Source organism: Streptomyces sp. NPDC048255 (assembly GCF_040652415.1).
GTDB lineage: Bacteria > Actinomycetota > Actinomycetes > Streptomycetales > Streptomycetaceae > Streptomyces.
Genome location: NZ_JBEZMA010000066.1, coordinates 15,452 through 38,074, shown reverse-complemented (window position 1 = coordinate 38,074; position 22,623 = coordinate 15,452). Strand labels below are relative to the sequence as shown.

The following is a 22,623-nucleotide window of genomic DNA, read 5'->3' as shown; positions in this document are numbered from 1 at the left end:
GCACAACCTCGCCCTCGCCGGATAGACCAGCGGGCCCGCACCGCAGCCGACCATGCCTGAGACGACTCGAGATCATTTACGGGACAGCCCTTAGGGCCCGTCTTCAAAAGCCGCTGTTAGCCGTTTCACCTGCCCAGATGTGGCATCGCTCTTGGTCATGGGCGAGGCTGGGACCCATGGAGATCAGAAGGGGCCGCAGGAACGATGCCACCGAGGTTGCGGCGTTGCATGCCGAGAGTTGGCGTACGGCTTATGCGGGCATCATGCCCGCCAGCTTCTTGGGCGGCCCTCTCGTAGAAGATCGCCTGGAGCTCTGGCGCGGTCGACTGGACGAGCCGCTTCCTGGGGCGGCGCTGTTCGTGCTGGAAGCGGCAACCGAGATAGATGGTTTCGCGTATTTGATTCCTCAATCTGATGGTCGGCTCTTGTTGGACAACCTGCACGCCAGACCCAGCCGTACCGGGTCCGGGATCGGTGGCCGGCTCCTGGCGCATGCGCTGGCATGGGGAGCCGATGAACACCCGGACAGGCCGGTCTACTTGGAAGTGCTGCGCGCCAATACCCGCGCTATTGCCTTCTACGAGCGACATGGTGCCCTCCGCACCGATGAGCGTGTCTGCCGGTTCGAGCAGGGCTTTGAGCTGCCCGAACTCGAGTACACCTGGCCCATCACCTCACCCGCGTAGGCACACACACAGTGTGCACCCCCAGGGAGGGGCAGGAGTCCCTCCCCGGAGCCCGGCATGTGCGGGATCACGAGCCTGTGCATCACCGTCACGAACTTGCCGATCGTCAGTGGGAGTTGCTCGCACCACTGCTGCCCCGGGCTACGGCAGGCCGCCCTCGGACGAGCGACTGGCAGATCGTCAACGGGATGGTCTACAAGATCCGGACCGGAGCCCCCTGGCGCGACCTGCCGGAACGTCGGCCCGCGACAGACGGTTTACACCCGATTCCGCCGCTACGCCATCATCCCCGAGAGGAACGACCAGAAGTGCTGAAGGTGCGGGAGTACCTCGTGAGGGTATGCAACCTGCCGTAGGGGCCTGAGCCCGCCGGACGCGAGGTCTCCAGGTCCATGGCCGGGGGACCGCGTGTGTTCCGATCGGCGGCGCACCCCCTAGGCTGGGCGCCGGTCGGCCCCAGGCACGGGGGCCCAGGGGGCGGGGAACAGGATGTCCGTAGAACGTCACATAGCGGAGATGCTCCAGCAGATCGCCCGTCAGCAGGACATCGTTGAGATCGCCCCCCAGGGCTCCACGCCGAAGGCGGCCGTCATGGCGCACGTGGCGGAGCAGTACGGCTATACGTACGGCATGGCGTACAGGACCGGGTTCAAGAACTCTCTCGTCCAGGTCCGGATGTACCGGGACCCGCAGCCCGACGCGCGCGTCCGCGAGGCGGCCACCATCACCGCCCATCCGCAAGCGGGCAACGGCGGGACAGTGCCGGGGCTGGAGCCGGGCTCGTTGAAGCCGCTCCCCGAAGCGGTCGGTGCCGTGGCCGTGCTGAAGGACCTCATCGCCTTCGACGTCATGGCCCTGTACGTAGCCGACCGCAGCCAGAAGGTGAAGGGCTACCTCGCCTGCGCGGTCCTGACCGTCCTCCTCCTCATCGACAGGTCGCCGGTCGAAGCGGTCGCCTCCGGCGGGGCGGTCGCGCTGCTCCTCACCGTGGCCTTCAAGGTGGGCGCGATCCGCCGCGAGAAGATCGCACAGCGGCTGACGGACGCCGGGCTCCTCGCGGTGCGCGACGAACAGGGCGGCCAGCGGTTCCTGCGCCCGGGGCAGCAGTTGCCAGGCCACACCAACCCGTTCGCCGCCTGAGGCCCTGGCCTGCGGCGCAGGCAGGACTGGAACACCGCTGGTCGGCCGTTGCCGCCCTCGGTGCCGTCGGACACGGCTGCGGAAGCTTGATGCAATCCTGCACGTATGAACTATCTCGGCGACACGAGCCTGCGTACCTGGGTGCTGCGCTTCATGGCCCTCCTAGCAGCCGATACCCCGGATCAACTTGCCTGGCTGGGCGAGCGTGAGCTGGAGACGAAGGACGTCGTTGAAGAGGTGGAGCTCCTCTGCCGCGTCTCCGAAGGACTGGCGGAACGTGGAGTCTTCGAGCCCGCGGATCTACAGGGTCTTCGGGCTGTCGGCCGTCGCCTCGGCGAGATCGATGCCACCTGCCGCGTCGGCCTCTGGCACGACGCCCTGGCCACAGATCCGGCGTGGGACGACATCCGTTCTCTCGCCCGCCAGTTTCTGCTCACGAGGATGGGTGACTGGCGACAGCCACTGCCACGGCCCGTGGGTCCGCACACGGGCGACCACTGAGCACGTTCAGGCCGCCTGTGCGACGTTCTCATGCACAGAGCTGCTCATCACCGGCACCGTCGCACCCCACGCCGCCGCCCACCCGGGCGACCGAGCTGATGTCTAGAGGTGGTAGAAGAACCGGACCCACCAAGTCGGCTCGCCCGCCCGTACACAGTCGGTGTGAACTCCGTCGTAGCGGCGCTGCAGGGGACGCTGCTGAACGAGGACGTACCCGAGGTCGGACAGTGCGGTCTCCAGACGGCCGCGGTCCGCTGGGGAGATCGCACCACCGGCGACAGCTTCGTCCAGGCCACCATGCAGTTCGTCGTTCAGCCCACCCCATGCGGGCGTCGTGATGCTGGCGAGATCGGCCTAGTTAGGAAGGTTCATCATCCCAGGTCAGGAAGGCACTTTCGCGTTTCCGCCTCGACAGCCGCCACACCCAGGCGAAACCGCGAGGTCAAGGTCCTGTAGGGCCCGCCGAGTGAGATCCGGGCCCCACAGTCACCTCCAAGCTCCGTACCAGACATGGCCCCTGCCCTCAGGCCTGGCAGCGGCTGTGCCACCGCCTGAGCGGCGCGGGGCTCTGTCGCGGAAGGGACACGGAACCGGCGACAGGCGGAGCCTTCACGGAAGCGCGGCCAGAACCCTTCGGTTGGCCAGGTGTGTTCACGGTCGAAGCTCTCTTGCTACTCCTCGTCCTCGTCCGTGGCCGTGTCCCAGGCTGGTAGTGACGTTCCGGCAGCGGTCGTGATCCCAAGAACCTCGCACCCCATGCGGTGGACAGCGGCGAAGAGGCGCTGCTGGACCTGCCCGCTGTCTTCGGGTGGGAAGTCGATCCGGATTTGGTGGGGGTGGGGCGCGTCGTAGGTGAGCAGCCAGTCGGCATCGACGGTCGCGAAGTGGTCCTGTCCCATTTCGTCGTGCTCGGAGCGCCACGAGCCCCGGTCGGTCGTGGGAGCCAGTGACTCGCGCAGGAGCCGCAGGCGCTCGGGGTGGGAGATGGAGCCTTCGGACAGGAGCAGGCATCGGTGGGTGCGGGGACGGAAGGTGTTGAAGCACGGTGCCAGGTCCGGCTCCACGTCTGCGAGCAGTTCGGAGCCGGCGTGTCCGCAGGCCCAGCTCTCGATGAACTCGGCCGCGCCCATAGCATGCGTCTCGTACCAGCCCTCGCTGCTCCACACCACGACGGGCCATTGCTCGGGGGCCCCGTCGGAGAGCCAGCACAGCCGGTCGGCATTCATGGTGGTGCCCCAGATCAGCAGCGCGCCCGGAGCCGGGTGCAGCGGATACGGGTACCGTTCGCGGTCCTCTTCGGGAGACTCTGTGGGGTGGGCGCTCTGCCACTCGATGCCGTTGTGCTCGCTCGTTCCGAACGGCGTCTGGAGGTAGAGGAAGTCGCAGAACTCTCCCCAGCCGTAGGTTTCGACGAGTCGCTTGTAGTCGTCGGGTAGCCGGGTTCCGATCGCTGCCTCCACGGCGGCCCAGTCCCCGTGGGCGTCTACGGGTGCAGCCGGCGGTGCCACGAGCTGGACCAGCCTGTCGCAGTCGGTCGCGGTGGTCCTCGAATCAGCCATGGAGGCAGCGTAGGCATCTCCCCGCGATGAGATCGACAAGATTTCAGGCTGGGGGGAAGCATTTCCCAGGTCAGCGGACGTGGCCAACCGTCGTGCTCAACCGGCCAGGTGAAGGGTTCTGACCGCTCTTCCGTGATGCCTACGGCTGAAGGTGGACGGGGGCTCTGAGGAGAGCGGACGGGGCGCGACCGTCGTCCGACGGTGCTGCCGTAAATGCGATGACCTGCGATGACGCACCGTGACACAGTCACGGCATGTCCAACGACGTCGCTTATCCCGTGTTCCGTACCCCCGACCCCGCACTCGCCCTGAGCACCGCGCGCCGCCTCATGGAGTTCGGCCGCTGCGAACACTCCGAGGTCTCCGTGTACGCAGAGCTCCCTTCCGTCGCCGAGGTGCGGCGGATGGCGAAGGAGCTGCCCGAGGGGTGGTTCCGCGGCCAGGAGGAGCACGGTGAGTACGACGGGGTGCCGCTGGAGGAGTGCCCCGTGCTGGTTGTCGGAGTCCAAGGGCCCGGTCTGCCACCCGACACCGCCTCGTACGACAGACGGCTGCCGGTGGAGTGCTCGCTGCTCGACCTGCCGGTCGGGAGTATCGAGGACGCCTTCACCGCGGCGATCGGCCCGAACACGGGCGAGATCACCTGGGAGACGCTGTGCTGGCCGGACGCGCCCGAACTAGGCTTTCGCGGTGAGCACAAGCACTCCGAGGTGACACTCCTCCTCAACACCCACACGCGTCACCTCCACGAGCCCGCTGACGACCACACGGTCCTCGTGCACGTCCGCAGCGCCATCTTCGACGGCCACCAGGTGAACGCGCCGTACGCGCACTGGATCGCCGAACAGGTGGGACTCACGGTCATCGGGCCCGGACAGCGGCTGTGAAGCTGGTCCGGCCGCCCCGATGAGTGGCACGACGTCGTCTCCCGCCGCGTGCTCGGCTGGGCCACCCCGACCACCCGGGCACTTCCCTGGCAGCCGAGGCCCTCACCAACGCCTGCCACCAGCGGGCTATCGGGCCGATTGGGACCCGCCGGCTGCGGTCATCAGGTCTCGCAGCGCGCTGAGAACGACCGGGTCGATTCTGCCCGGTACCGAGACGTCCTCCCAGAGAGCCTGACGCGCCGCAGGTCCGTCGCCGGTCAACAGCAGGTATCCGAGGTGTGCCGCATGATGCCGGGCCAGGACGACGAGGTTCCGGTGCACGGCGACAAGGAGGTCATCGGGGTGGTCAGCCAGGGTGTTCGCCAGGTAGGCCGAGCACGCCTCGCTGACCAGCGTGGCGCGGCGGCTGCGCAGGTAGTCATTGGATGCGTCCCAGTCAGGGGCGAGGGCCATCCAGGCATTGGCGGTGATCTCGGCATCGAGGTGCTGGTAGGCGACGGCCAGCCCAAGGTCGGCGATCTGACGGAGGAGCCTGCGGTTGGACTCCACGAACTCCGGTTCGAGGGTGGCCGAGAGCTCGTCGAGCACGGTGGCGCCCTGCTCGGTGAAGATCTCCGGGTGGGCGGCGGCATAGGCCCGCGACTGGCCCAGGCTCGGCTTGCCCAGCCACTCCAGGATGACGGGCCGCAGCCGCGCCTGGGACAGCCACTCGGGGAGCGGGTCATCCCTCGTGGCCCACAGTTCCTCGAACGCTGCCGGGCTGCCGTCGTAGAGCCGCCGGATGGCAGTACGGGTCGAGTGCAGCGCGGCCTCGTAGCGGGGCCCTCCGGGCTCGCCGGTCAGCAGGTCCAGGGCTCCCACCGCGTCGCCGAACCGGGGTGGGAAGGGCCGCTCCGTCAAGGTCTGGCACCGCCAGACCAGGAGCAAGGCCCGGCCGACCGCATCGGCCATGAAGCCGGAGATCACCTGGTCCAGCCATCGGCTGCCCTCCTCGACGCGTGCCAGCCTCGTATTGAGATGGCGGACGTGGTCCAGCGAGGCCGTCAGGTCCGGAAGATAGGAACCGGGGTGCTGCCGGGCGAGTTCGAGACGGACGAAGGCAGCCCGTTCGGCCAGAGGCAGCGCCACCCCCCACTGACCGGAGTCGGCGAGGCCCAGGGACACGTCGTGCAGGACATCCGCGAACACCGGCCGATAGGTCTCCGGAGCGGACCGCATCAGGCCTTCCGCCACGGCCACACCATCCGGGCCCTGGCGGATCAAGTGTGCCACCGCGTGCCGTTCCACGTACGGGTCGACCGAAGCGGTGCCGCCGTGGTCGGCGGCGTGGTCGAGAAGCATCCGCACCACCGCTTCGTCCAGCCGTCGGCCGTCTGCGGTGTCACGCGCCAGATGGTCGGCGAGCTCCTGGTGGAAGAGCCGGTAGACTGCCTGGCCTTGTTCCCCACTCTCGACCAGGTAATGGCCGAAGTGGTCCAGCACCCAGTCGACATCGGCGCGTCCGTACCGGACGCCGGTCCCGGCGAGCGCCTCGGCGAGGGCGGGCCACAGCTCGAGAGCGGGCAGGCCTCCTCCGAAGGACCAGGCCAGTGCGGACAGCAGGTGCCGAGCGGTGGAGGCGGCTGGGACCCCGGTCAGGCAGGGTGGGGGATTGCGGGCCGCTGCGGCCAACTCGGCATCGAGGACGGCGCCGAAGCTACCGGCGAGCGAGTCCCGCCAGCCGGCGTCGCCGGTGTCTACGGGCTGCGCGCGCAACTGCGAGGTCACCATCCGCGCGTACAGGAACGCTCCGGTCGCTGAAAGCGCCCGCTCGGCAAGCTCTGCGGCGATCTTGGGCACTTCACGGTTCGCGGTGCCCGCCAGCCGGGCCGCCACGTAGTCGGTGACATCGGACCTGGTGTCGTCGACGCAGTCGAGGTCGCAGACTCTGGCCTTCCCCGCCATCATCAGGGACATCAGCGTGGTGGAGCCGTCGACGAGCTTGTCGCGGGTGCCCACCAGGACCAGCGCGTGGCCACTCAGCGGCAGCAGCAGCTCGCCCACGACCGAGCGGAGCGTGCCGTTCTGCACTTCGTCCAGCGCATCCAGGACGATCACCGGCCGCTCCGCGCGGGCGATCAGCGAGTCCAACAGGCCGTGCACCGACGCGGCGTGGCCCTCGCCGAGCCTGGCGTTGAGGGCCCCGAGCAACGACGAGCTGCTCTGGCCACGCACGTCCATCACCACGTCGGCCCGTACGCTCGCCAAGTCCGCCTCCCCGGACGGCGTGTCCGGGGAGGCGGGCGCCGGCGCCCGCCTCCCCGGGGCGATGCGCAACGCGACCTGGCCGAGCAGAGCGGACTTGCCCGACCCCGCCGCACCCGTGACCACCATCACCCCTGGTTCGGAGGCACACAGCCAGTTGGCGATCTGGTCGAGTTCGCGTCGGCGCCCGGTGAAGAACGAGCCGTCCTCGCCCGGACCGACGCCCAGCGCGGCCGAGTGCAGCCGTGTGTCGACGAACCGCTCCGGTGCCCCGCGCACGTACCAGGGGTTGGGCAGCAGCGGCTTGGCCACACCTTGGGAGGCGACCTTGAGTTGCTGCGCGGCGTCGGGCGGCCATTCGTCCTGCAGGGCGGTGATCAGGTCGTCACCGGACACGCCGGCGTTGTGGGCGCTCCAGCGCCGCCGCTGGGCGAGGCCGTCCGGGCCCTCGCTGAGCAGCTTGAGCAGGCGCTCGGCAAATCGCCCGTCGAGCGCCTGCTCGTAACTGCGCGCCGAACCGACAAGTCCGACCCAGATCCGTTCCTCGGCGGCCTCCTGGGCTTCCTCGAAACGGGTGGCCAGCCTGTTCAGCGCGCCCAGTCCGGCTCCGGCATAACAGGTGTCGAGAATCATCAGCACCTGCCGGGCCCCGGCGCTGAGCGCGCTGTGCAGCAGCCCGACCGGGTCGGTCAGCTGCATGAGGTTGGGTCTGTCCGTGGGAGTGTCCCCGGTGGCCAGACCGAAGGCGACGCCGTCGTAGTGGGCGTGGCCGGCCCAGTGGATGACGATCTGCTTGGGGGCCTCGCCGAGTCGGGTCCGGAAGTTGCGGCGCAGGTCCGCGTCCGTGGCGTTCGGCCACACCGTGCAGTCCATGCCGAGGCCGCGCAGCACCTTGGCCACTCGGTCCACGTCTGTGACGGCCCGGCTGAGCGGACGGTAGTGCCTGTAATGGGAAATCCCGATTCCGAGGTATCGGCCGGTCATGCGTCCGGACTTCCCTCACCCGCGGTCAGGCCCCCCGACGAGCCGACGCCAGGCGCGCCCCGCCGCAGGGCCTCCAGCCGCCGCACGAGGTCCGCCAGCCGTTCCCCGGCGGCGTCGAGCGTGGCGAGTACGGCGTCCCGGTCGGCCCTGTCGACCACGGCCATCCTGGCCAGCTGGCCCATCGCCTCGTCGAGGACCGCGGCGACCGAGGCCCCGGACTGGGCGAAGACGTCGGCCAGCTGCTCGCGGATCACTCCCTCCATCTCCCGGGACAGTTCGGCCAGCTGTTCATCCGCTTGGAGCAGCACCTTCGCCTTGATCCGATCCGCGGCGGATGCCCGTACCAAGGTCAATCCGACTCCCGCGACCAGCACTGTCGGCCAGAACAGCACCGGAGCAACGCTCAGTACAGCCAGGGTGACGGAAGTGGACAAGGCAACGGCGCGGGTGGACCCGAGGGCGGTCAGGCCCGACAGGTTGCGCATTTCGAGCCGGAGGTCACCTAGCCCGGCGTCCTGGATGCGCCCGGACAGCAGATCGAGTTCACCCTCGATCAGTTCACCCATGTGATCCAGCAGGGGACGTAGCACAGGGGGTGCGATCTCCTCGCCCCAGTGTCTGATCCGGCGGCCGACGAAGTCGCTGACCTCGGCGGCGGCCTCTTCCAGCAGCCGTGTCTGCTGGAAGACGAGGAGGGCGACTGTCTCGGATGGAAGCCGGAGGCTCCGCAGGTGTCCTGGGAGGTCCGCGCGGATGCTGGTCACCGTCTCGGCGAAGCTCGCGATCAGCAGCCGTTCGGCCTCATCGTGCGTCCGGTTCACGATGTAGTCGATGCGCCGGGATCGTTCTCGCAGCGCGGCGAGTTCGACGGCGGCCCTGTCGTGGTGCGCGCGCCGCTCACTGGCGTCGGCCCGCAGGGCGTGCCGCCGTTCGACGATGCTGTGGGCCAGGTCGTCCGCCAGCGTCATGACCCTGCCGAGGAGCGCCGCCCGGTGGGCGCACTCCCCGTGGTCGAGCACGTCGCCGAGGCGGCTTTCGAGCGCGGCCAGTTCGGTGACACCGACGTGGGACCCACCCGACCGGCCACTGCGGCTGAGCCAGGCCTCCCGCACGTCGACGAGGTGCACGTTGTGGTCGGCCAGGTTCCGGTGAGCCGTGGCCGGCGGCCCGTCCTGGGCATCGACCATGCCGGTTTTCCAGACACGTTCCAGGAATTGTTCCTCGTGCCGGCGGTGGTACAGGTTGACGACCAGCAGTGTGGGCACGCCGAGTTCGCTCAGCTCCCGGACGGCATCGCGTTCTCGCAGGCTTATCAGCATGTCGTTGCGGATCACGAGGAGAACCGCGTGACAACGGCGCATCGCCTCCTGGGTGATGGCGTTGCGCATGGGGAGGTCGTCCAACCCTGGGCAGTCGTAGAGCGTGACCCCGGCCCGGCACAGCAGTGCCGGGTATCCGACCTCGAACTCTCTGATACCGGAGAGGAGTTGCTGGGTGTCTGCGTCCCCGTCCGGGGTGGACTCGCTACGGAATCGTTCGAATGGCCACGATCGCTCCGAGCCGTCGTGCCCGCGAGCGACCACGGACGGCTGCGCCGCGTAGTGCACCGAGGTGAGTACCGATGTCGCCGGCGTCGGCGCGGCCACCAGCGGCCCGTCGGGCCAGGACGCTGGCCGGGACGGCACAGTCTCGGCCAGCAGGGCGTTCACGAGTGTGGACTTGCCGGTATTGAAGGCCCCGAGCACCATGATTCGGTAGCCGTCGCTGACCGCGTCCGCCAGTGAGCGCGCGCTGACCACGACCCTCTCGAGCTCAAGTTCTGCGGCGAGATCGCGGAGTTGGTCGATGATCTGGCGGGCCGCGGCCCGGTGGGCGGCCATGTTCTCGATCCGGTGCGTGAGCGACAAACCGGTCTCCTTGGGCTCCGTCATTGGCCCTCACCCACTGCGAATGCGGCCACTGCCCCCGGTCCGTCCGGACCGCCGCCATCTGCCGGGTCGATGACCATCGTGGCTCCGACGACCGTGTTGGTCAGGAAGCCCTGTGGATGGGCGCGTCCCACCCGCACCTCGTAGCCGCCTGGCCCGAGGCCCTCGACCGTCGCGGAGTACATGAGGTCGCCGGCCCGGGTCATGTCGACCCGGGCCACCCGCCTGCGGGCCGCAGGGTTCACCACGTGGACTGCCAGCCGGATGGCGGGGTCCGACGTCTCCGCCCGCACCCGCAGGGGCTCTCCGGCGAACGCGCAGTCGTCCACGTCGATGCCCAGCTGGAACCCGTGGGTGCGGTACTCGGTGTCGGTCCCGTCCAGAATGCCGTCGACGTGGTCCAGCACGGACGGGTGGCTGGGCAGTGCGCCATGGGACTGGGCGATGAAGTGCAGCGACGGGTCCCGGTCGCTCCACCCGGGCGGATAGGCGGCGAACCGTGGCACCGTCCCGTCGCCGAGCGGGCTGGCCGACGCACCGGAGGCATCGACCATGGTGCGGAGGGGTGTTGCGCGGCACCCGTCGAGCGACACCGAGGAACAGGTGGGCTGGTCCGTGCCCACGAGCGGATAGAGGGGGTATCCCTTTGGTGTGCCGAGTGTGCGGTGGAACTCGTCCGCGTCGCACAGTGCCCGCCTCGACACATGCCGCAGGCCGCCGGCCTCGGCGAAGGTGAGCATCCGGTCGCCACCGTGCACGCTGGCGTACCCCGGCAGTAGCTGATGCAGGGCGGGTAAGCTCCGCAGCAGTGGGGACAGGTCCAGCCGCAGCCGCCCCCTTCCCAGCACCAGTCCGTTGACGAGTCGGCCCACCGCCTTCGCCGAACCGCGGTGCGGAGTACCCACGGTGATCAGCGCGCGGAGCAGCGGTGCGCCACCCTCCTGCTCGGCGTACCACCGGGCGACCAGACCACCCATCGAATTGGCGAGGATGACCAGCCGAGCGTCTCGGCGCTCGGGCAGGGAGGAGCGCCAGCGCTCCAGAAAGGGTTCGGCGGTCCGCTTCAGCAGGCGGCCGTTGTATCGGTTCGACAATCGCCAGTCGTACGGGAACGGCAGCAGGTTGGCCGCGTGTTCGGGAGCACGGGGATCGGCAGCGGTCAGGGTGTAGCGGTTGGTCAGGTGCCTGACGAGCCTGCCGTAGCCCAGCGAGGTGCTCCAAGCGCCCAGGGAGGCGTGCACACCCGGCATGAGACGCCCCGGCTGTATGCCGTCCTCCGGCTCGGCGTCACCGAGCCCGCAGGGCAGCTGGAGCCGGCGGGCTCCACCGCGCAGGAGGCCGTGGTAAAGGGCCGAGCCGCTCTGGCCCCATATCTCGTTGCCCTCCCAGTCCAGGAGGGTGCTGCCGGTGATCCCGGGTACCAGGACGAGGACATCGTGGAAGGGGAGACGCCCCGGGTTCGGGCCGGTTGGGCCCCCGCGTTGCTCTGCCATCTGAAACTCCGTCATGAGACCGCTTCCACAAGTGTAGGGAGCTGCGGGCGGCGAGCGGCGGGAATCGGTGACGGGGTAGCCGACCCGTTGCCCGCGACGCCCCAGGCCTGCCGTGCCCGGCCCCTTACGTGCCGCGGTGACGCGTGGTCAAGGAGCGGGGGCCCGCTGCTCGATGGGTACGTGCGGAGTGGTGCGGCCGGAGGCGGGCAGGAGCTGACCGGTGGCGGCGAGCGCCAGGCGGGAGAAGAGGGTGCCGGAAAAGCCGAAGAGCATGGCGATGGCCAGGGCGATCGGCTGGGTGGGGGCGCCCCAGGAGTTGTCGAAGAACACCTGTCCGAGGAGGTTGAGTTCCGGGTCGGCGAGCATGCGAACGAGCAGCAGCCCGCCGAGCGCCGCGAGCGCTCCACCGACGGGGGCCAGCACCAGCGCGCCCCAGGACGCCGGGGCCTGGGAACGCAACACCCCGACGAGCGGGGAGAGGAATCCGCCCAGCGCGCCAAGCAGCATGGTCTGCTCGTGACCCACTGTGGAGCCGGTGACGAAGGCCATCGCGAGTCCGGCCATGGCGAGCCACAGGGCGACCCGCTGGCGGTCGTAGTCGCGTTCGGCCGCACTGTCCTCCCGGTCGTGGAGGCTTGCGGTCGCCGCGAGAAGCAGGGCACGGGCCTCCGGCCCGGCCGATGGCTCGGGGGCCAGGCGCGTGGCGAGGTCGGCGTCGCCGGGCTCCTCGGACGCGGCGAGTTCGAGCCGGAGTGTTTCCCGATGAGTGTGGACTCCCTCGGCGGTCTCGACGCGAAGGAGCTGGCGTTCGACGCTGTGCAGGGTGCGCCAGGCGGCGGCGAGTTTGGACAGGGGGATGGCCATGACCCAGGAACCGGGGCGCAGCCGCCACACCAGGATGCCGTCCCGTTCGAGGTCGTCGAGCTGAGCGATCGCCGCTGCCAAGGCCGCTGTGGCGGCCGGGTCATCGGCGTGGACGGCGGATAGGATTCCCGCCCTGGCGCGGCAGTCTCGCAGGCGTGCTTGGAGCAGGCGGTAGCGCGGTGCGGCGATCAGTCCCCTGCTGGTGAGGTGAACGATGCCCAGGTAGCAGATGCAGGTCAGTGCCAGCGCCCAGTTGCCCTCTCGCACCATTCCCCCCTTCACCGCCCCCTGGCGGTGCTCACTCTCGCGCGGTGCTGTGCTGTCGTCATCCTGTCGTACCAGTGGTCGCAGGGGGTGGTGTTCGGGGACATCCTGGCCGGAGCGGTCCTGTCGGCCGTTCGGGCTCGGCTTCGCACGTCGGGAGCGAGCCCCACCCGCTCCAAGGCGTGGTTGAGCCGAGTGGTGAACCGCGCGTGCGGGGCAGCCGGCCGGGAGAACGGCTCGGCGAACGTCCGGCGCGGGCAGTCCGCAGACCCGCAGATGAAGAGTCGGACCGTCAGCCGGATCACCAAGTCCTGCTCAGCGAGCGGAAGATCCTTCAGCCTCCGCAGGTAGCGGTCGTGGACTCGGTCCGAAGAGCGGCCGCAGCCAGGACAGGCCGCCCCTGCTGCGCGGCCTCCCGCCACCATCTCGACCGTGCCGAACGCGGCCGTAACCGCCTCGACATTCATATCGTCGATCCCATCGAACACCAGCGAGTCCCGGAAGGGTGCATCGGTCTGCATGACCAGCACCATCACGTCCACAGCCGACCACAGCATCGACCGGTGGGCACCTGAGGGAGCGTCACTTCCGACTGTCGGACGACAAGGCGTACGCCGTCTCGCACAAGCCAGTCTCTCGCAATCGAACATCGCGGTGACGCTCCGCGACGGCCCCCCAAGATCTGCGCCAGAACCGAGTAGCGAAGTTGTTTTGACATGACATTGGGCGGCGCACGCTCAGGCGAATAGACGGTGTTCGCGAGTACCGGAGTCAGCCGCAGCGGGCCTTTCCCCGGGCGTATCCGTCACTGCCCGGTCCGGGTGGTGAGGGGCTGTTGAGAGGCGGTCGGTGGTGCGAATAGTGCCTGGACGGTTTCGGCGGCCGTTTCTCGCAGCCAAGTGTGGGCGCGGTCGTCGTCGTAGCGCTGGTGCCACAGCAGGTACAGGGGGACGTCGGGCAGCTGGAGCGGCAGCGGCAGCGTGACCAGGCCGAGTTGGTCCCGGGCCGTGCGGGTGACCGCGTCGGGGAGGGTCACGACCAGGTCCGTGCCGAGGGCGAGTTGCAGTGCGAAGGCGGCTGTGGGCCCGGCGGCGACGACGCGTCGTTCGAAGCCGCGTGTGGTCAGGGCGTCGTCGATCGGGTCGTGCAGGTTTCCGCGCCGCGAGACGGTGAGGTGTTCGGCGGCTGCGTAGCGCTCGAGGCTCAGCGGGCCTTCGGTGAGCGGGTGGCCTGGACGGACGGCGACGATCAGCCGGTCCCTGCCGACGAGGCGGTGGCGGATGTCGGGGAGCGTCGGAGCGCTGGAGCTTGATTCGAGGTCGACCTCGCCTCGGCGCAGCTCGGGGGTGTCCGTGCCGGGTTCGGCGGACAGGCGCAGCTGGACGCCGGGGGCCTGGCGGTGGACGGCGGTGATCAGGGGGGTGCCGCAAGCGGCGGTCAGGGCGTCGTGCCAGCGCACGGTGAAGACCCGCTCCAGAGCCGCCAGGTCGAGTTCCTGCTGCGCGGAGAGAAGTTGGTGGGCCTGCTGCACGAGGGCGTGGACCTGGGCGCGCATGGCCAGCGCGCGGGTGGTGGGGACCATGCTGCGGCCGGTGCGGACCAGGATCTGGTCACCGGTGGCCTTGCGGATGCGGCCCAGGGAGCGGCTCATCGCCGGTGAGGTGACGTGGAGGCGGGCTGCGGCGCCGGCGACACTGCCCTCTTCCAGCAGGGCGTCCAGGGCCGTGAGCAGGTTCAGATCCAGTTGCATGGGAGTAACTCTACGAGTGAAAAGCATGCACTTGTTGTTAATGATCGAGCGGCCTACCTTCGAAGTGCGGAGGCGAGACGACCGCCCCGCTTCTACCGATTCCCAGGGAGCCCGCCATGAGCACAGCCATGCCTTTCGACGCCGACGCGAGGCTCCTGTCCGACGTGACCGCTGCGGTGCAGGCCGCCGGCGTCACGCTGCGCGACCGCTACACCTCGCACGCCCGGGGCGTGAGTCTGGACGAGGTCGTCGGCGAGATCCACGCCAACGACGACGCGGTGCTGGACGTGCTGCGGGAACCGCTGCTGCGGGCCCGGCAAGGGTCGCAGTGGGCCGAGGACGAGCTGGCCGGCGGCGCGCTCCCGCCCGGGGAGTGGTGGGTCGTCGACCCCGCCGAGGGCAACATCAACCACGTCCACGGCATGGAGGACTGGGCAGTGACAGCCACCCTGGTCCGCGACAACCAGCCGGTACTCACCGTCGTCCACCTGCCGCTGACCGGCGACACCTACACCGCCGTCGCCGGCGGAGGTGCCCGCCTCAACGACCGACCGCTGAAGGTGTCCGCCAAGACCGATATGGGCGCCGCGCTCATCGGCACCGGCCAGGCCAAGCCCGGCGAGGACGAGCGCACCTTCCGGCGGATCGGTGACTCCGTCACCGCCATGCTCATCAACGGCCTGGTCGTGCGCGTGTCCGTTCCCGCCACGATGCAGCTCATCCACGTCGCCGCCGGACGCATGGACGCGTTCTGGCAGTTCTCCGACGTCCGCTCCGGCCTGGTCGCAGGCGCACTGCTGGTCTCCGAGGCCGGAGGCGCCGTCACCGACCTGGCGGGCGAACCCTGGAACACCGGCAGCCGCGATTTCCTTGCCGCCGCCCCCGGCATCCACGGCGCCGCCCTCAAGGTCCTCTCGCCGATCGCCTGACCGGGCACCTCCCCTCTTTCCATCCGATACCGCAAGGAGCATCACCTCATGTCCAGCATCGGCATCCTGGGCGCAGGCCGCGTCGGCGCCAACCTCGCCGGCAAACTCTCCGAGGCTGGACACCACGTCATCCTCGGCCGCCGGAGCCCGACGGAAGAGAGCACAGCGGCCGTCGAAGGCACAGGCCCTCGCCTCTCCTTCGCCGACCAGCGCACCACCGCCCGCACCGCCGACATCGTGATCAACGCGACGCCCGGCGACAGCTCCCTTGACCGCCTGGCCAGCCTGCGAACCGAACTCGCCGGCAAGATCCTCATCGACGTTTCCAACGCCACCTGCGACGCCGGTGACGGCCTGCCCGGCGCCCTGCGCTATCCCGGCAGCAGCCTCGCCGAGAAGCTCCAGGCCGCCCTCCCCGACACCCAAGTGGTCAAGACCCTCAACACCATGCTGTTCATGGTCATGACCGCTCCCGAAACCCTGGCCACCCCACCGACCGTCTATGTCTCGGGCAACGACGAACACGCGAAGAGGACCGTCACTGGCCTGCTCGGCGACCTGGGCTGGCAGCCCGAACGGATCGAGGACCTCGGCGACATCACCACAGCCCGCGCCACCGAGGCCATGATCCTGGTCGTGCCCCACATCCTGCGCCGACACGGCTTCAAGCCCTTCGCCGTCTCCCTCGCCCGCTGACCCACCAAGACCGGGTTCAGACCAAAACCAGGCAGCGGGCCCGTGCGAGGCAGCTGGGCGCTGCCACGGACAACGCCCACTGGGCCGCAAGTGACGCCCGAACACATCGACATTGATCACGCCTACTACACGCGAGGCGACTCCCGAAGTCGGCCGCCGCCTGTTCCCGCTCCACCACCCCCGCCGCCGCCTCTGGCTCAGGGCTCGGCCCCGGTCCGTGGCGGCTGTGCCCGCGCGTCGCCGGCAGGGCGAGGTTCTGGGCGGCGTCCGTCCACGGCGGCTTCAACTGGCCGACTCCACGGTTTCCCTCGAACTGTCCCGCCCGCTTGCGGCCGTTGATCTTCTTCCCACCGTCGAAGCCGCGTGAGGAGGCGGGCACGGACGCGGCGGCCTTGACCGACTGGGAGTCGATGATGCCTGCGGTCGGCTCCGGGCCCCGGCCGGCCGCGGCACGGGTCTTCCCGCGCAGCCGGACGTGGAACTCTGTGACCAGGCCCTTGTCCCGCCAGCGGCGGAAGAACACGTAGACCCGGTGCCAGGCGGGGAAGTCCACTGGCGTCGCCCGCCACTTGATTCCGTTTTCCACGAGGAAGCGGATCGCGTCGATCATCTGCCGGTGGCAATAGCTTTCCGGCTGCCCGCCACGGCCCTCCAGCCAGCCAGCCAGCCAGCCGGGCACCGGCATCGCGGCACGGACCTGGGCCCACTCCCGGTCTGTCATGTCCGAGGGGTAATGACGCCTTCGCACACCGTGGTCGGCCGCGTTCCCGTACACATGGGCGAGACAGACACACGACGGGATATCAGGGTTGGACTCCACGGACACCGGCACGGAAGACGGAGGCACAGGGCCTCCTGACGCTCGAATGGACTTCAACACCCATGAGCTGTGCGGGAGGCCCTGCTTTCATTCACCGGCCACGAGCCGATCACCTGACCGAGCACCCAAGTTCGACCCGCAACCGAACCTCTCGGTACGACAAAAGCTACTTACGCGTCGGAGTGCTCCGGCAGGGTGAGCCAGTCCGACCAGGAGATCTCTCGGCCGAGGAAGCGCGGCTGCTCGAACGGCCAGTCGGCGGCGATCCACTGCGGCACCAGCGCGTCGAGGGCCTGCTCGACCTTGCTGTCCACCAGCTCGTCCACCACCCACCAGGAGATCTCGCCGTCCGCGCCGGCCCTCTCCGGTGGGTCGATGTAGACGCAGCCGAGCAGAGCTGTCTCCGCCGCGTCGAACAGCGCGTAGTTGAAGGACTGGTGTGCGGCGATCTCCTTCTCGTGCCGCAACAGGTCGGCCTGGTCGGCCTCGTAGGTCATGGTGGCCGCAGGCCAGCCCCAGGCTGGGCCGAAGATGGTCCACAGCCGCTCGCGCGAACCCATCACAGCCGGATAGTCGAGCGGGGTGTCCGCCTCCCGGATCGGCCGCAGGTGATGACCACTGCCCGGCAGCGGTACCAGGACGGGATGGACGAAGTTATCGGGGAGCCAGCTCATAGCGCCCGACCGTAGCAGCGCGCGGCCCTCCGTTCCTTTGGATTTTGCCCGTATACCGCGAGGACCGGCTCTCATGCCGGGCAGTGCCCGCGATCACCCGATCGAGACTCCCGCTCGATCGACAGACTCCATGATCGGTATGGCAACGGTTTCTCAGGGTCTGAGAAACATGAGGGATACATCGGGAGAACCCAGAGGGGGATGCGTGGGGGGAAGGTGTAACGCCGGAGTCCTCCCGTTCTCGCAGCTCACAGGGCCCGTGGTGAGGTCTGGTTGCTCAGACATTAGGTCTGGGAGGGGGTAAGAGAGGGTGTCGGGCGAGGTTGGTGCTGAGATCGAGTTGGGCTGGTCGAAGGAGACGGGGAGCGTTGGGGGGAGGGTGTGACTGCTCGCGATAGTTGTCACCGGTGATGCCTGCCAGCCAGGGACACTCTCCCGGGATCGCAGCGCCTTCTGTCACTGGATGCGCGCGGTAGTTGTCACTTCCGGGCTGATCTCAATCGTGTTGTCACCAACTCCGGAGAACCGCGCCCTGCCCGATACCGGGGGCGGTTCCCTGATGGCGTGGACGACGCACGCCCACGTACATCCTGCGTCCGCCGTCGCCGTTCAGCCGCACGGTCAGGGGCTCTCCCGGGCGGACCAGGGGTGACCATCAGGAACTGCCTCGGCTGGCCGGCCAGCCTGCAGATAGTCCTGGTACTCGTCGCCGGCCATGCTCTGGTTTGCTCGACTACCGGGTCAGTCCAGCTTTCGCAAGGACTTCATCGAGAGTCAGCGTCGAGGCCACGTCGTGGATCCAGGCCTCAGGCGGTGCTGCGAAGACGTCGCCCAAAGCGGCCATGAGCGCCTCGAATTCATTCCGGAAGTGCCTGTATACGGCGTCGAGGTCGGCCCACTGCTCGATGATCACGAAGGTATTCGGCGCTTCGATGTCTTCGGCGACCCGATAGCCCTCGCAGCCCTCCTCAGCACGGGTCCGAGCCGCGTTGCCGCGAATCACCTCGAGCCAGTGCTCACGCTGCTCCGGCTTGATCGATGCTCTGACGACTTGGAGAACCACGCACTGCTCCTTACCTCGCCCGGCGCCGTGTCTTCCGGGATCGCTCAGTTTTGGTGCCCTGCCCAGTAGACCGCCCCGGGCAACCGACCACCTCTCGTTGTACGCCGCTCGTGTCAGGCGCTGTGGCAGTCGGCCACTCTCGACTATGGCCCGGCCCCCAACCAACCTCACCGGGCAGTACACCTGGACGTCGCGAAGACCGACACCGATCGCTCCGTGCCGGCCAGCGCTGCGAAGTGCCAACTATCGCGAGCAGTCACAGCGGCGCGCTGAGGCACGCGTAGAGGCCGGGAGCGGGGTTGCATCGGGAGGAGGCTGGACCGTTGCTTGGAGGGTTGCTTTCAGCGGGGGACCGAGGGTGTGACCGGAGGTGGGACCCTCCTGAATCGGACATGGTCTGTTCTTGCAGCTCAGACCCGGTGGGCAAGCCCCCTGGCGAGGAGGACACCTCTCTGCTCGCGATAGCCGAGGGAATAGGTCTGCTTCGAGTCTGGGGGCCGGCGGCGGTGCGAAGGGTACATGTCTGACCTGGCGCCACGTAGGCGACGCGTCGTTGCGCGAGCGCATTGCAGCACCGGGCCGCATCCTTCCGGAGCCCCCGCTGTCCAGGCCGCAGGGCTATCTGGTGACTGGTTGCGGCGTTCGTGTGCTGCTGTGTGTCGGCGGGAATGCCGGGTCGGCGAAACGGTCCATTACAGTGCCGCCCGCGGAGAGGAACCCGCTCATGAGCACCCCCGGCCCTTTGTTGGTAGGGCGAATCGAGCGCCTAGGAGATGTGGGTTGGCGGATCTTCGCCGAGAGCTGATCGAAGAGCGGGCCCCGTGCCCGCATGGGCTCTGTCTTTGAGCTGGACATGACGCACCCGCGGTCAGGCGGTCGGTACGACCCTGCGCATCACCGTCGCCTCACGCCGTCGGCCTGTGCTGACCAGGCCCTATGCCCCGACCAGAGCCGTGCCTTTGGGATCACCGGATCGTTCGTACCTGCGTGTCGCTGTGTGAAGAGCGTCGGTCACGGGCTGGGCTGCTGCCCATCCCCCTGCTCCTGATCGGCTGCCTGCTGGCGGGCCCGTTCCTGGCGGGTTGCTCGTCCCCGACGGCGCGCCCCGCCCCGGATGAGTTGATCAAGGCTGCCACCCAGCGGCTCACCGACGCCTGCCTCACCCGCCAGGGCTTCACCCCGCCCCGGCCCGGGCAGAGCCCGTCACCAGCAGCCGAGCATAAGCAGGTCGAAGCCGCCCTGTTCGGCACGGGCCCGGCGGAGCTGTCCATCACGCTCCCGACCGGCTACGTCGTACGCGCACACACCGACGGCTGCCTGGCTGCCGCGCAGCAGCGGCTCTACGGCGACCAGAGCCGCTGGTTCCGGGCCTCTGTGATCGTCAACAACCTCGAACCCGAGGCAGCACACACCCACCGCAGCCTCGCTGAGGTCCGCGACCAGCATCACGCCGACATCGCCGACTGGCGTCGACTGCGCGCACATGCCCTCGCCACAGCCACCACCGTGCCCGACAACCCACCGCAGACAGGAATCTCACGACCATGAGGCGTTTCACCACCCTTCTCGCAGCCACCGTCATCTCGACCGGCGCCATCCTGGCCTCCTCAGCCACCTCCGAGGCCGCGGACTGCCGGCGCGGCTACTTCTGCGTCTGGACGGAAGCGAACTTCGACGGCATGAAGATCGAGCACAGCGGCGACGACCGCTGGTGGGAGGGCAACATGTCCAACCAGGACTCCTCCTGGGTGAACCACGGCGTCTCCGGGCCGGGTGTCAAGGACCACGTCAAGGTGTACGACGGCCGCAAGCTGCTGGGAGGTGTCACCCTCTGCCTGGCTCCCGGACGGGAGGTCGCCTACAACGCGCGTGCTAACGACAAGGGCAGCTCTCACACCTGGTCCTCCCGCTGCTGACGCGCCAGGCCGTCGAGTACGTCCCCGGCTCCGGCGTCCTGGCGAGCGGTTTCGCGGTGGAGCAGAAGTTATGGACAGGTATTGGCGTCTGTCCGGTGTCCGGTGTCCGGAGTGGTGTGGCCGCTGGCGGTGAAGACGCGGTCGAGGTGGTGGCGGAGTACGGCGATGGCTGAGTGTGGTGTCCGTTGGGCGACGAGGATGCTGGTGCCCATGGTCGCGGCCATGGCGAGCAGGCTGATGGCCTCGGTGCGTGCGTCGGCGCCGGTATCGGCCAGGCCTGCCGCCTGGGCTCCTTCGATCAGGCCGGTGACGGCGTTCTCGGCTGCGTCGGGGTTGTCGATGAAGGGCTGGGCGGCGAGTGCTCCGTCGGTCACGGACAGGATCGAGTAGGAGCTGTACAGGAGGTGGAAGGTCCGGCTCTCCTGGTCGGTCGGCAGGGATGCCAGCAGCAGGGCCTCGATCGTCGCGCGTGGGCCCGGGTCCGGGCCGGCGGCGGCCAGGCGGGCGCCGACGCGGGCGGTGAAGCGGTCGGTCAGGTGCTGGAGTCCGTAGAAGAGCAGCTTCTCCTTGGTCTCGAAGTAGTACTGCACGAGCCGGAGGGATACGCCGGCCTCGGCGGCCACGTCGCGCATGCCGACGGCGTGCAGCCCTCGCCGCCCCGCGACCTGGATGAGCGCTGCGGCGATCTGGGTGCGCCGTTCCTCGTGGTCCACGCGCTTTGGCATCAGTTCTGTCTCCGGCCGTGGGTGGGGTGGGTGGGTGCAGGGCTCACAGTCCGGCTCGGTCCGAACATCTTCATGGTACTGCCGTATCAACAATATGGTACGTTCGTATCACGAAGAACGGATCTTCCTGGAGGTGCCCCGTGCCCGAGAACACGACCCGTGCGCGCCGCGACATCGGCCGCTACGTGAGCGACGAGCTGCGCGACCGTTACTTCGCCGCCTGCGACGTGCTCTACGCGATGGGCGCGCCCGCACGCTCCGAGACGGACGTCGAGACGAGCTTCGGCACCACCCACGTCTACCGGTACGGCCCCGCAGACCCGGCAGCCGAGTCACGCACGCCCGTGGTCCTGATCCACGGTTCGGGCGGCTGCTCCGCGCAGTGGTACCCCAACACCCGCGCGCTGAGCGCCGAGCGCCCCGTCTACGCCCTCGACACTCCCGGCGACCCCGGCCGCAGCGTCCAGCGCGAGCCCATGTGGCAGCCCGAGCGCGCGGCGCAGTGGATGGACGAGGCCCTCGACGCGCTGGGCCTCGACAAGGCCCACCTCGTCGGATCCTCGTACGGGGGCTGGCTGGTCATCAACCAGGCCCACCTTCGGCCCGAACGCCTCGCTTCGGTCACCGCCCTCGATCCAGGCGGCCTGGAGAAGGTGGGGCTGCGCTTCTTCGTCTGGATCTTCGCCAGCCTCTTCGCCACCTACGCCCCCAAGGCGTGGCGACCGCGCCTCGCCAAGTGGCTGGAGCAGCCGGTGATCGTGGTCCCCGAGCTGCGCGCGATGATCCAGGCCAGCGTGCGGGCCTTCCGGATCCGCCGACCCGCGCCGCTGCCGCTGTCGGACGCAGAACTCGGTTCCATCCGGACGCCGTTCTACCTGGTCATGGGCAAGCGCAGCCTGCTCGTACACCCCAAGCGGCAGCTGGAGCGCGTACCGCGCCTGATTCACGGCGCCCGCGCCGAGATCGTCGCGGCGACCGGCCACGGGCCGCAGATCGACCACCCCGACCTGGTCAACGCCCGGATGCTGGGCTTCATGGAGGACATCGACTCCCTCGATCCGGCGGCGGCACGGGGCGCCACGGATGCGTAGCCGCAAGGGCCGCAGACGCGGACTGTCCAACAGTGCATGACAGAAATTCGAGGGGCACCGCGCGCTGCTGCTCACCCCCGCCTCGCCGAGCGGCCGGGTCCAATTGCAGGCCCGCCGCGGGTCGCTGGTCCAGGACCGGTTCCCAGATCTGGTCGAGGCCGCCGGGCAGCTCCCCGGCGGCCTGGCCCCCGATGGCGAACTGCTGGTGTGGGACACCGAGGCCGGGCTGCTCAACTTCGAAGGGTTGCAGCGGCGGGCCGCTGCCCGCAGTCGTACCGCTGCCGGGCTGTTGGCCCGGTGGTCCGCTCGGAGCTGACCGGGTGGAAGGTTGGCGGTCTGCTCGTTCATGCTGCCTTCCGTTCCGCTGATGCCGGGGCGTGGCTGCGGGCGGCGCGGCGCAGCTCGACGC

Annotated in this window: 21 protein-coding genes and 1 pseudogene; 11 read left to right on the top strand and 11 right to left on the bottom strand. The window is 69.0% G+C overall.

All coding sequences use genetic code 11. The features are described 5' to 3' along the window. The first annotated feature begins 176 nt into the window (after window positions 1-176). From AB0D94_RS32610 to AB0D94_RS32595, 4 genes and pseudogenes are all read left to right on the top strand, one after another. Window positions 177-686, top strand: a complete 510-nt coding sequence (locus AB0D94_RS32610; protein WP_362059535.1) for a GNAT family N-acetyltransferase — start codon at window positions 177-179, stop codon at window positions 684-686. Between the two features lie 77 nt (window positions 687-763). Next, window positions 764-962: pseudogene (locus AB0D94_RS32605) on the top strand (transposase); the annotation flags it as partial. 213 nt (window positions 963-1,175) lie between these two features. Then, window positions 1,176-1,826, top strand: coding sequence for a hypothetical protein (locus AB0D94_RS32600; protein ID WP_362059532.1), 651 nt, complete (start codon window positions 1,176-1,178; stop codon window positions 1,824-1,826). Between the two features lie 105 nt (window positions 1,827-1,931). After that, window positions 1,932-2,327 carry a hypothetical protein gene (locus tag AB0D94_RS32595; protein WP_362059529.1) on the top strand — a complete coding sequence of 132 codons (396 nt, stop codon included), beginning with the start codon at window positions 1,932-1,934 and terminating at the stop codon, window positions 2,325-2,327. Between the two features lie 671 nt (window positions 2,328-2,998). Here AB0D94_RS32595 and AB0D94_RS32590 read toward each other — a convergent pair. Beyond that, window positions 2,999-3,886: an SMI1/KNR4 family protein gene (locus tag AB0D94_RS32590; protein WP_362059526.1), complete on the bottom strand. Its 888-nt coding sequence runs from the start codon at window positions 3,884-3,886 to the stop codon at window positions 2,999-3,001. Between the two features lie 254 nt (window positions 3,887-4,140). Here AB0D94_RS32590 and AB0D94_RS32585 point away from each other — a divergent pair, with 254 nt between their 5' ends. Next, complete coding sequence (locus tag AB0D94_RS32585) at window positions 4,141-4,773, top strand: hypothetical protein (RefSeq protein ID WP_362059523.1); 633 nt, start codon at window positions 4,141-4,143, stop codon at window positions 4,771-4,773. A gap of 126 nt (window positions 4,774-4,899) precedes the next feature. Here AB0D94_RS32585 and AB0D94_RS32580 read toward each other — a convergent pair whose 3' ends face one another. From AB0D94_RS32580 to AB0D94_RS32555, 6 genes are all read right to left on the bottom strand, one after another. Further along, the gene (locus AB0D94_RS32580; RefSeq protein ID WP_362059520.1) at window positions 4,900-8,001 is read right to left on the bottom strand and encodes an ATP-binding protein; all 3,102 of its coding nucleotides are present in this window, start codon (window positions 7,999-8,001) and stop codon (window positions 4,900-4,902) included. Next, complete coding sequence (locus AB0D94_RS32575) at window positions 7,998-9,881, bottom strand: dynamin family protein (protein ID WP_362059517.1); 1,884 nt, start codon at window positions 9,879-9,881, stop codon at window positions 7,998-8,000. The genes AB0D94_RS32580 and AB0D94_RS32575 overlap by 4 nt, the downstream gene beginning before the upstream one ends. Window positions 9,882-9,928: 47 nt before the next feature. After that, complete coding sequence (locus AB0D94_RS32570) at window positions 9,929-11,422, bottom strand: hypothetical protein (protein ID WP_362059514.1); 1,494 nt, start codon at window positions 11,420-11,422, stop codon at window positions 9,929-9,931. A gap of 147 nt (window positions 11,423-11,569) precedes the next feature. Then, a complete protein-coding gene (locus AB0D94_RS32565; RefSeq protein WP_362059511.1) occupies window positions 11,570-12,556 on the bottom strand; it encodes a hypothetical protein in 987 nt (328 codons plus the stop codon). A gap of 8 nt (window positions 12,557-12,564) precedes the next feature. Next, on the bottom strand, window positions 12,565-13,083 hold the full coding sequence (locus AB0D94_RS32560) for a transposase family protein (RefSeq protein WP_362059544.1): 519 nt from the start codon (window positions 13,081-13,083) through the stop codon (window positions 12,565-12,567). Between the two features lie 272 nt (window positions 13,084-13,355). Further along, window positions 13,356-14,300, bottom strand: a complete 945-nt coding sequence (locus tag AB0D94_RS32555) for a LysR family transcriptional regulator (protein WP_362059508.1) — start codon at window positions 14,298-14,300, stop codon at window positions 13,356-13,358. A gap of 116 nt (window positions 14,301-14,416) precedes the next feature. On the opposite strand from AB0D94_RS32555, the gene AB0D94_RS32550 reads away from it, so the two are divergent. Beyond that, window positions 14,417-15,229: an inositol monophosphatase gene (locus tag AB0D94_RS32550; RefSeq protein WP_362059505.1), complete on the top strand. Its 813-nt coding sequence runs from the start codon at window positions 14,417-14,419 to the stop codon at window positions 15,227-15,229. Window positions 15,230-15,277: 48 nt separating this feature from the next. Then, a complete protein-coding gene (locus AB0D94_RS32545; RefSeq protein WP_362059502.1) occupies window positions 15,278-15,925 on the top strand; it encodes an NAD(P)-binding domain-containing protein in 648 nt (215 codons plus the stop codon). 16 nt (window positions 15,926-15,941) lie between these two features. Here the strand turns inward: AB0D94_RS32545 and AB0D94_RS32540 are convergent, their stop codons facing one another. The 3 genes from AB0D94_RS32540 to AB0D94_RS32530 all read right to left on the bottom strand — a co-directional run bounded on the left by AB0D94_RS32540 (window position 15,942) and on the right by AB0D94_RS32530 (window position 18,482). Then, the gene (locus AB0D94_RS32540; protein WP_362059499.1) at window positions 15,942-16,646 is read right to left on the bottom strand and encodes a transposase; all 705 of its coding nucleotides are present in this window, start codon (window positions 16,644-16,646) and stop codon (window positions 15,942-15,944) included. A gap of 269 nt (window positions 16,647-16,915) precedes the next feature. Beyond that, on the bottom strand, window positions 16,916-17,419 hold the full coding sequence (locus AB0D94_RS32535) for an N-acetyltransferase (protein ID WP_362059496.1): 504 nt from the start codon (window positions 17,417-17,419) through the stop codon (window positions 16,916-16,918). A 733-nt stretch (window positions 17,420-18,152) separates the two neighbouring features. Then, complete coding sequence (locus AB0D94_RS32530) at window positions 18,153-18,482, bottom strand: putative quinol monooxygenase (RefSeq protein ID WP_362059493.1); 330 nt, start codon at window positions 18,480-18,482, stop codon at window positions 18,153-18,155. A gap of 1,119 nt (window positions 18,483-19,601) precedes the next feature. Between AB0D94_RS32530 and AB0D94_RS32525 the strand changes: the two genes are divergently transcribed. Together AB0D94_RS32525 and AB0D94_RS32520 are read left to right on the top strand one after the other, a co-directional pair. Further along, the gene (locus AB0D94_RS32525; RefSeq protein WP_362059490.1) at window positions 19,602-20,030 is read left to right on the top strand and encodes a hypothetical protein; all 429 of its coding nucleotides are present in this window, start codon (window positions 19,602-19,604) and stop codon (window positions 20,028-20,030) included. Then, on the top strand, window positions 20,027-20,398 hold the full coding sequence (locus AB0D94_RS32520; RefSeq protein ID WP_362059487.1) for a peptidase inhibitor family I36 protein: 372 nt from the start codon (window positions 20,027-20,029) through the stop codon (window positions 20,396-20,398). The genes AB0D94_RS32525 and AB0D94_RS32520 overlap by 4 nt, the downstream gene beginning before the upstream one ends. A 68-nt stretch (window positions 20,399-20,466) precedes the next feature. On the opposite strand, the gene AB0D94_RS32515 is transcribed toward AB0D94_RS32520, so the two are convergent. Beyond that, the gene (locus AB0D94_RS32515) at window positions 20,467-21,123 is read right to left on the bottom strand and encodes a TetR family transcriptional regulator (RefSeq protein WP_362059484.1); all 657 of its coding nucleotides are present in this window, start codon (window positions 21,121-21,123) and stop codon (window positions 20,467-20,469) included. Between the two features lie 140 nt (window positions 21,124-21,263). Between AB0D94_RS32515 and AB0D94_RS32510 the strand changes: the two genes are divergently transcribed. Further along, window positions 21,264-22,214: an alpha/beta fold hydrolase gene (locus AB0D94_RS32510; RefSeq protein WP_362059481.1), complete on the top strand. Its 951-nt coding sequence runs from the start codon at window positions 21,264-21,266 to the stop codon at window positions 22,212-22,214. Window positions 22,215-22,317: 103 nt separating this feature from the next. Then, window positions 22,318-22,530 carry a hypothetical protein gene (locus AB0D94_RS32505; RefSeq protein ID WP_362059478.1) on the top strand — a complete coding sequence of 71 codons (213 nt, stop codon included), beginning with the start codon at window positions 22,318-22,320 and terminating at the stop codon, window positions 22,528-22,530. The last annotated feature ends 93 nt before the right edge of the window (window positions 22,531-22,623 follow it).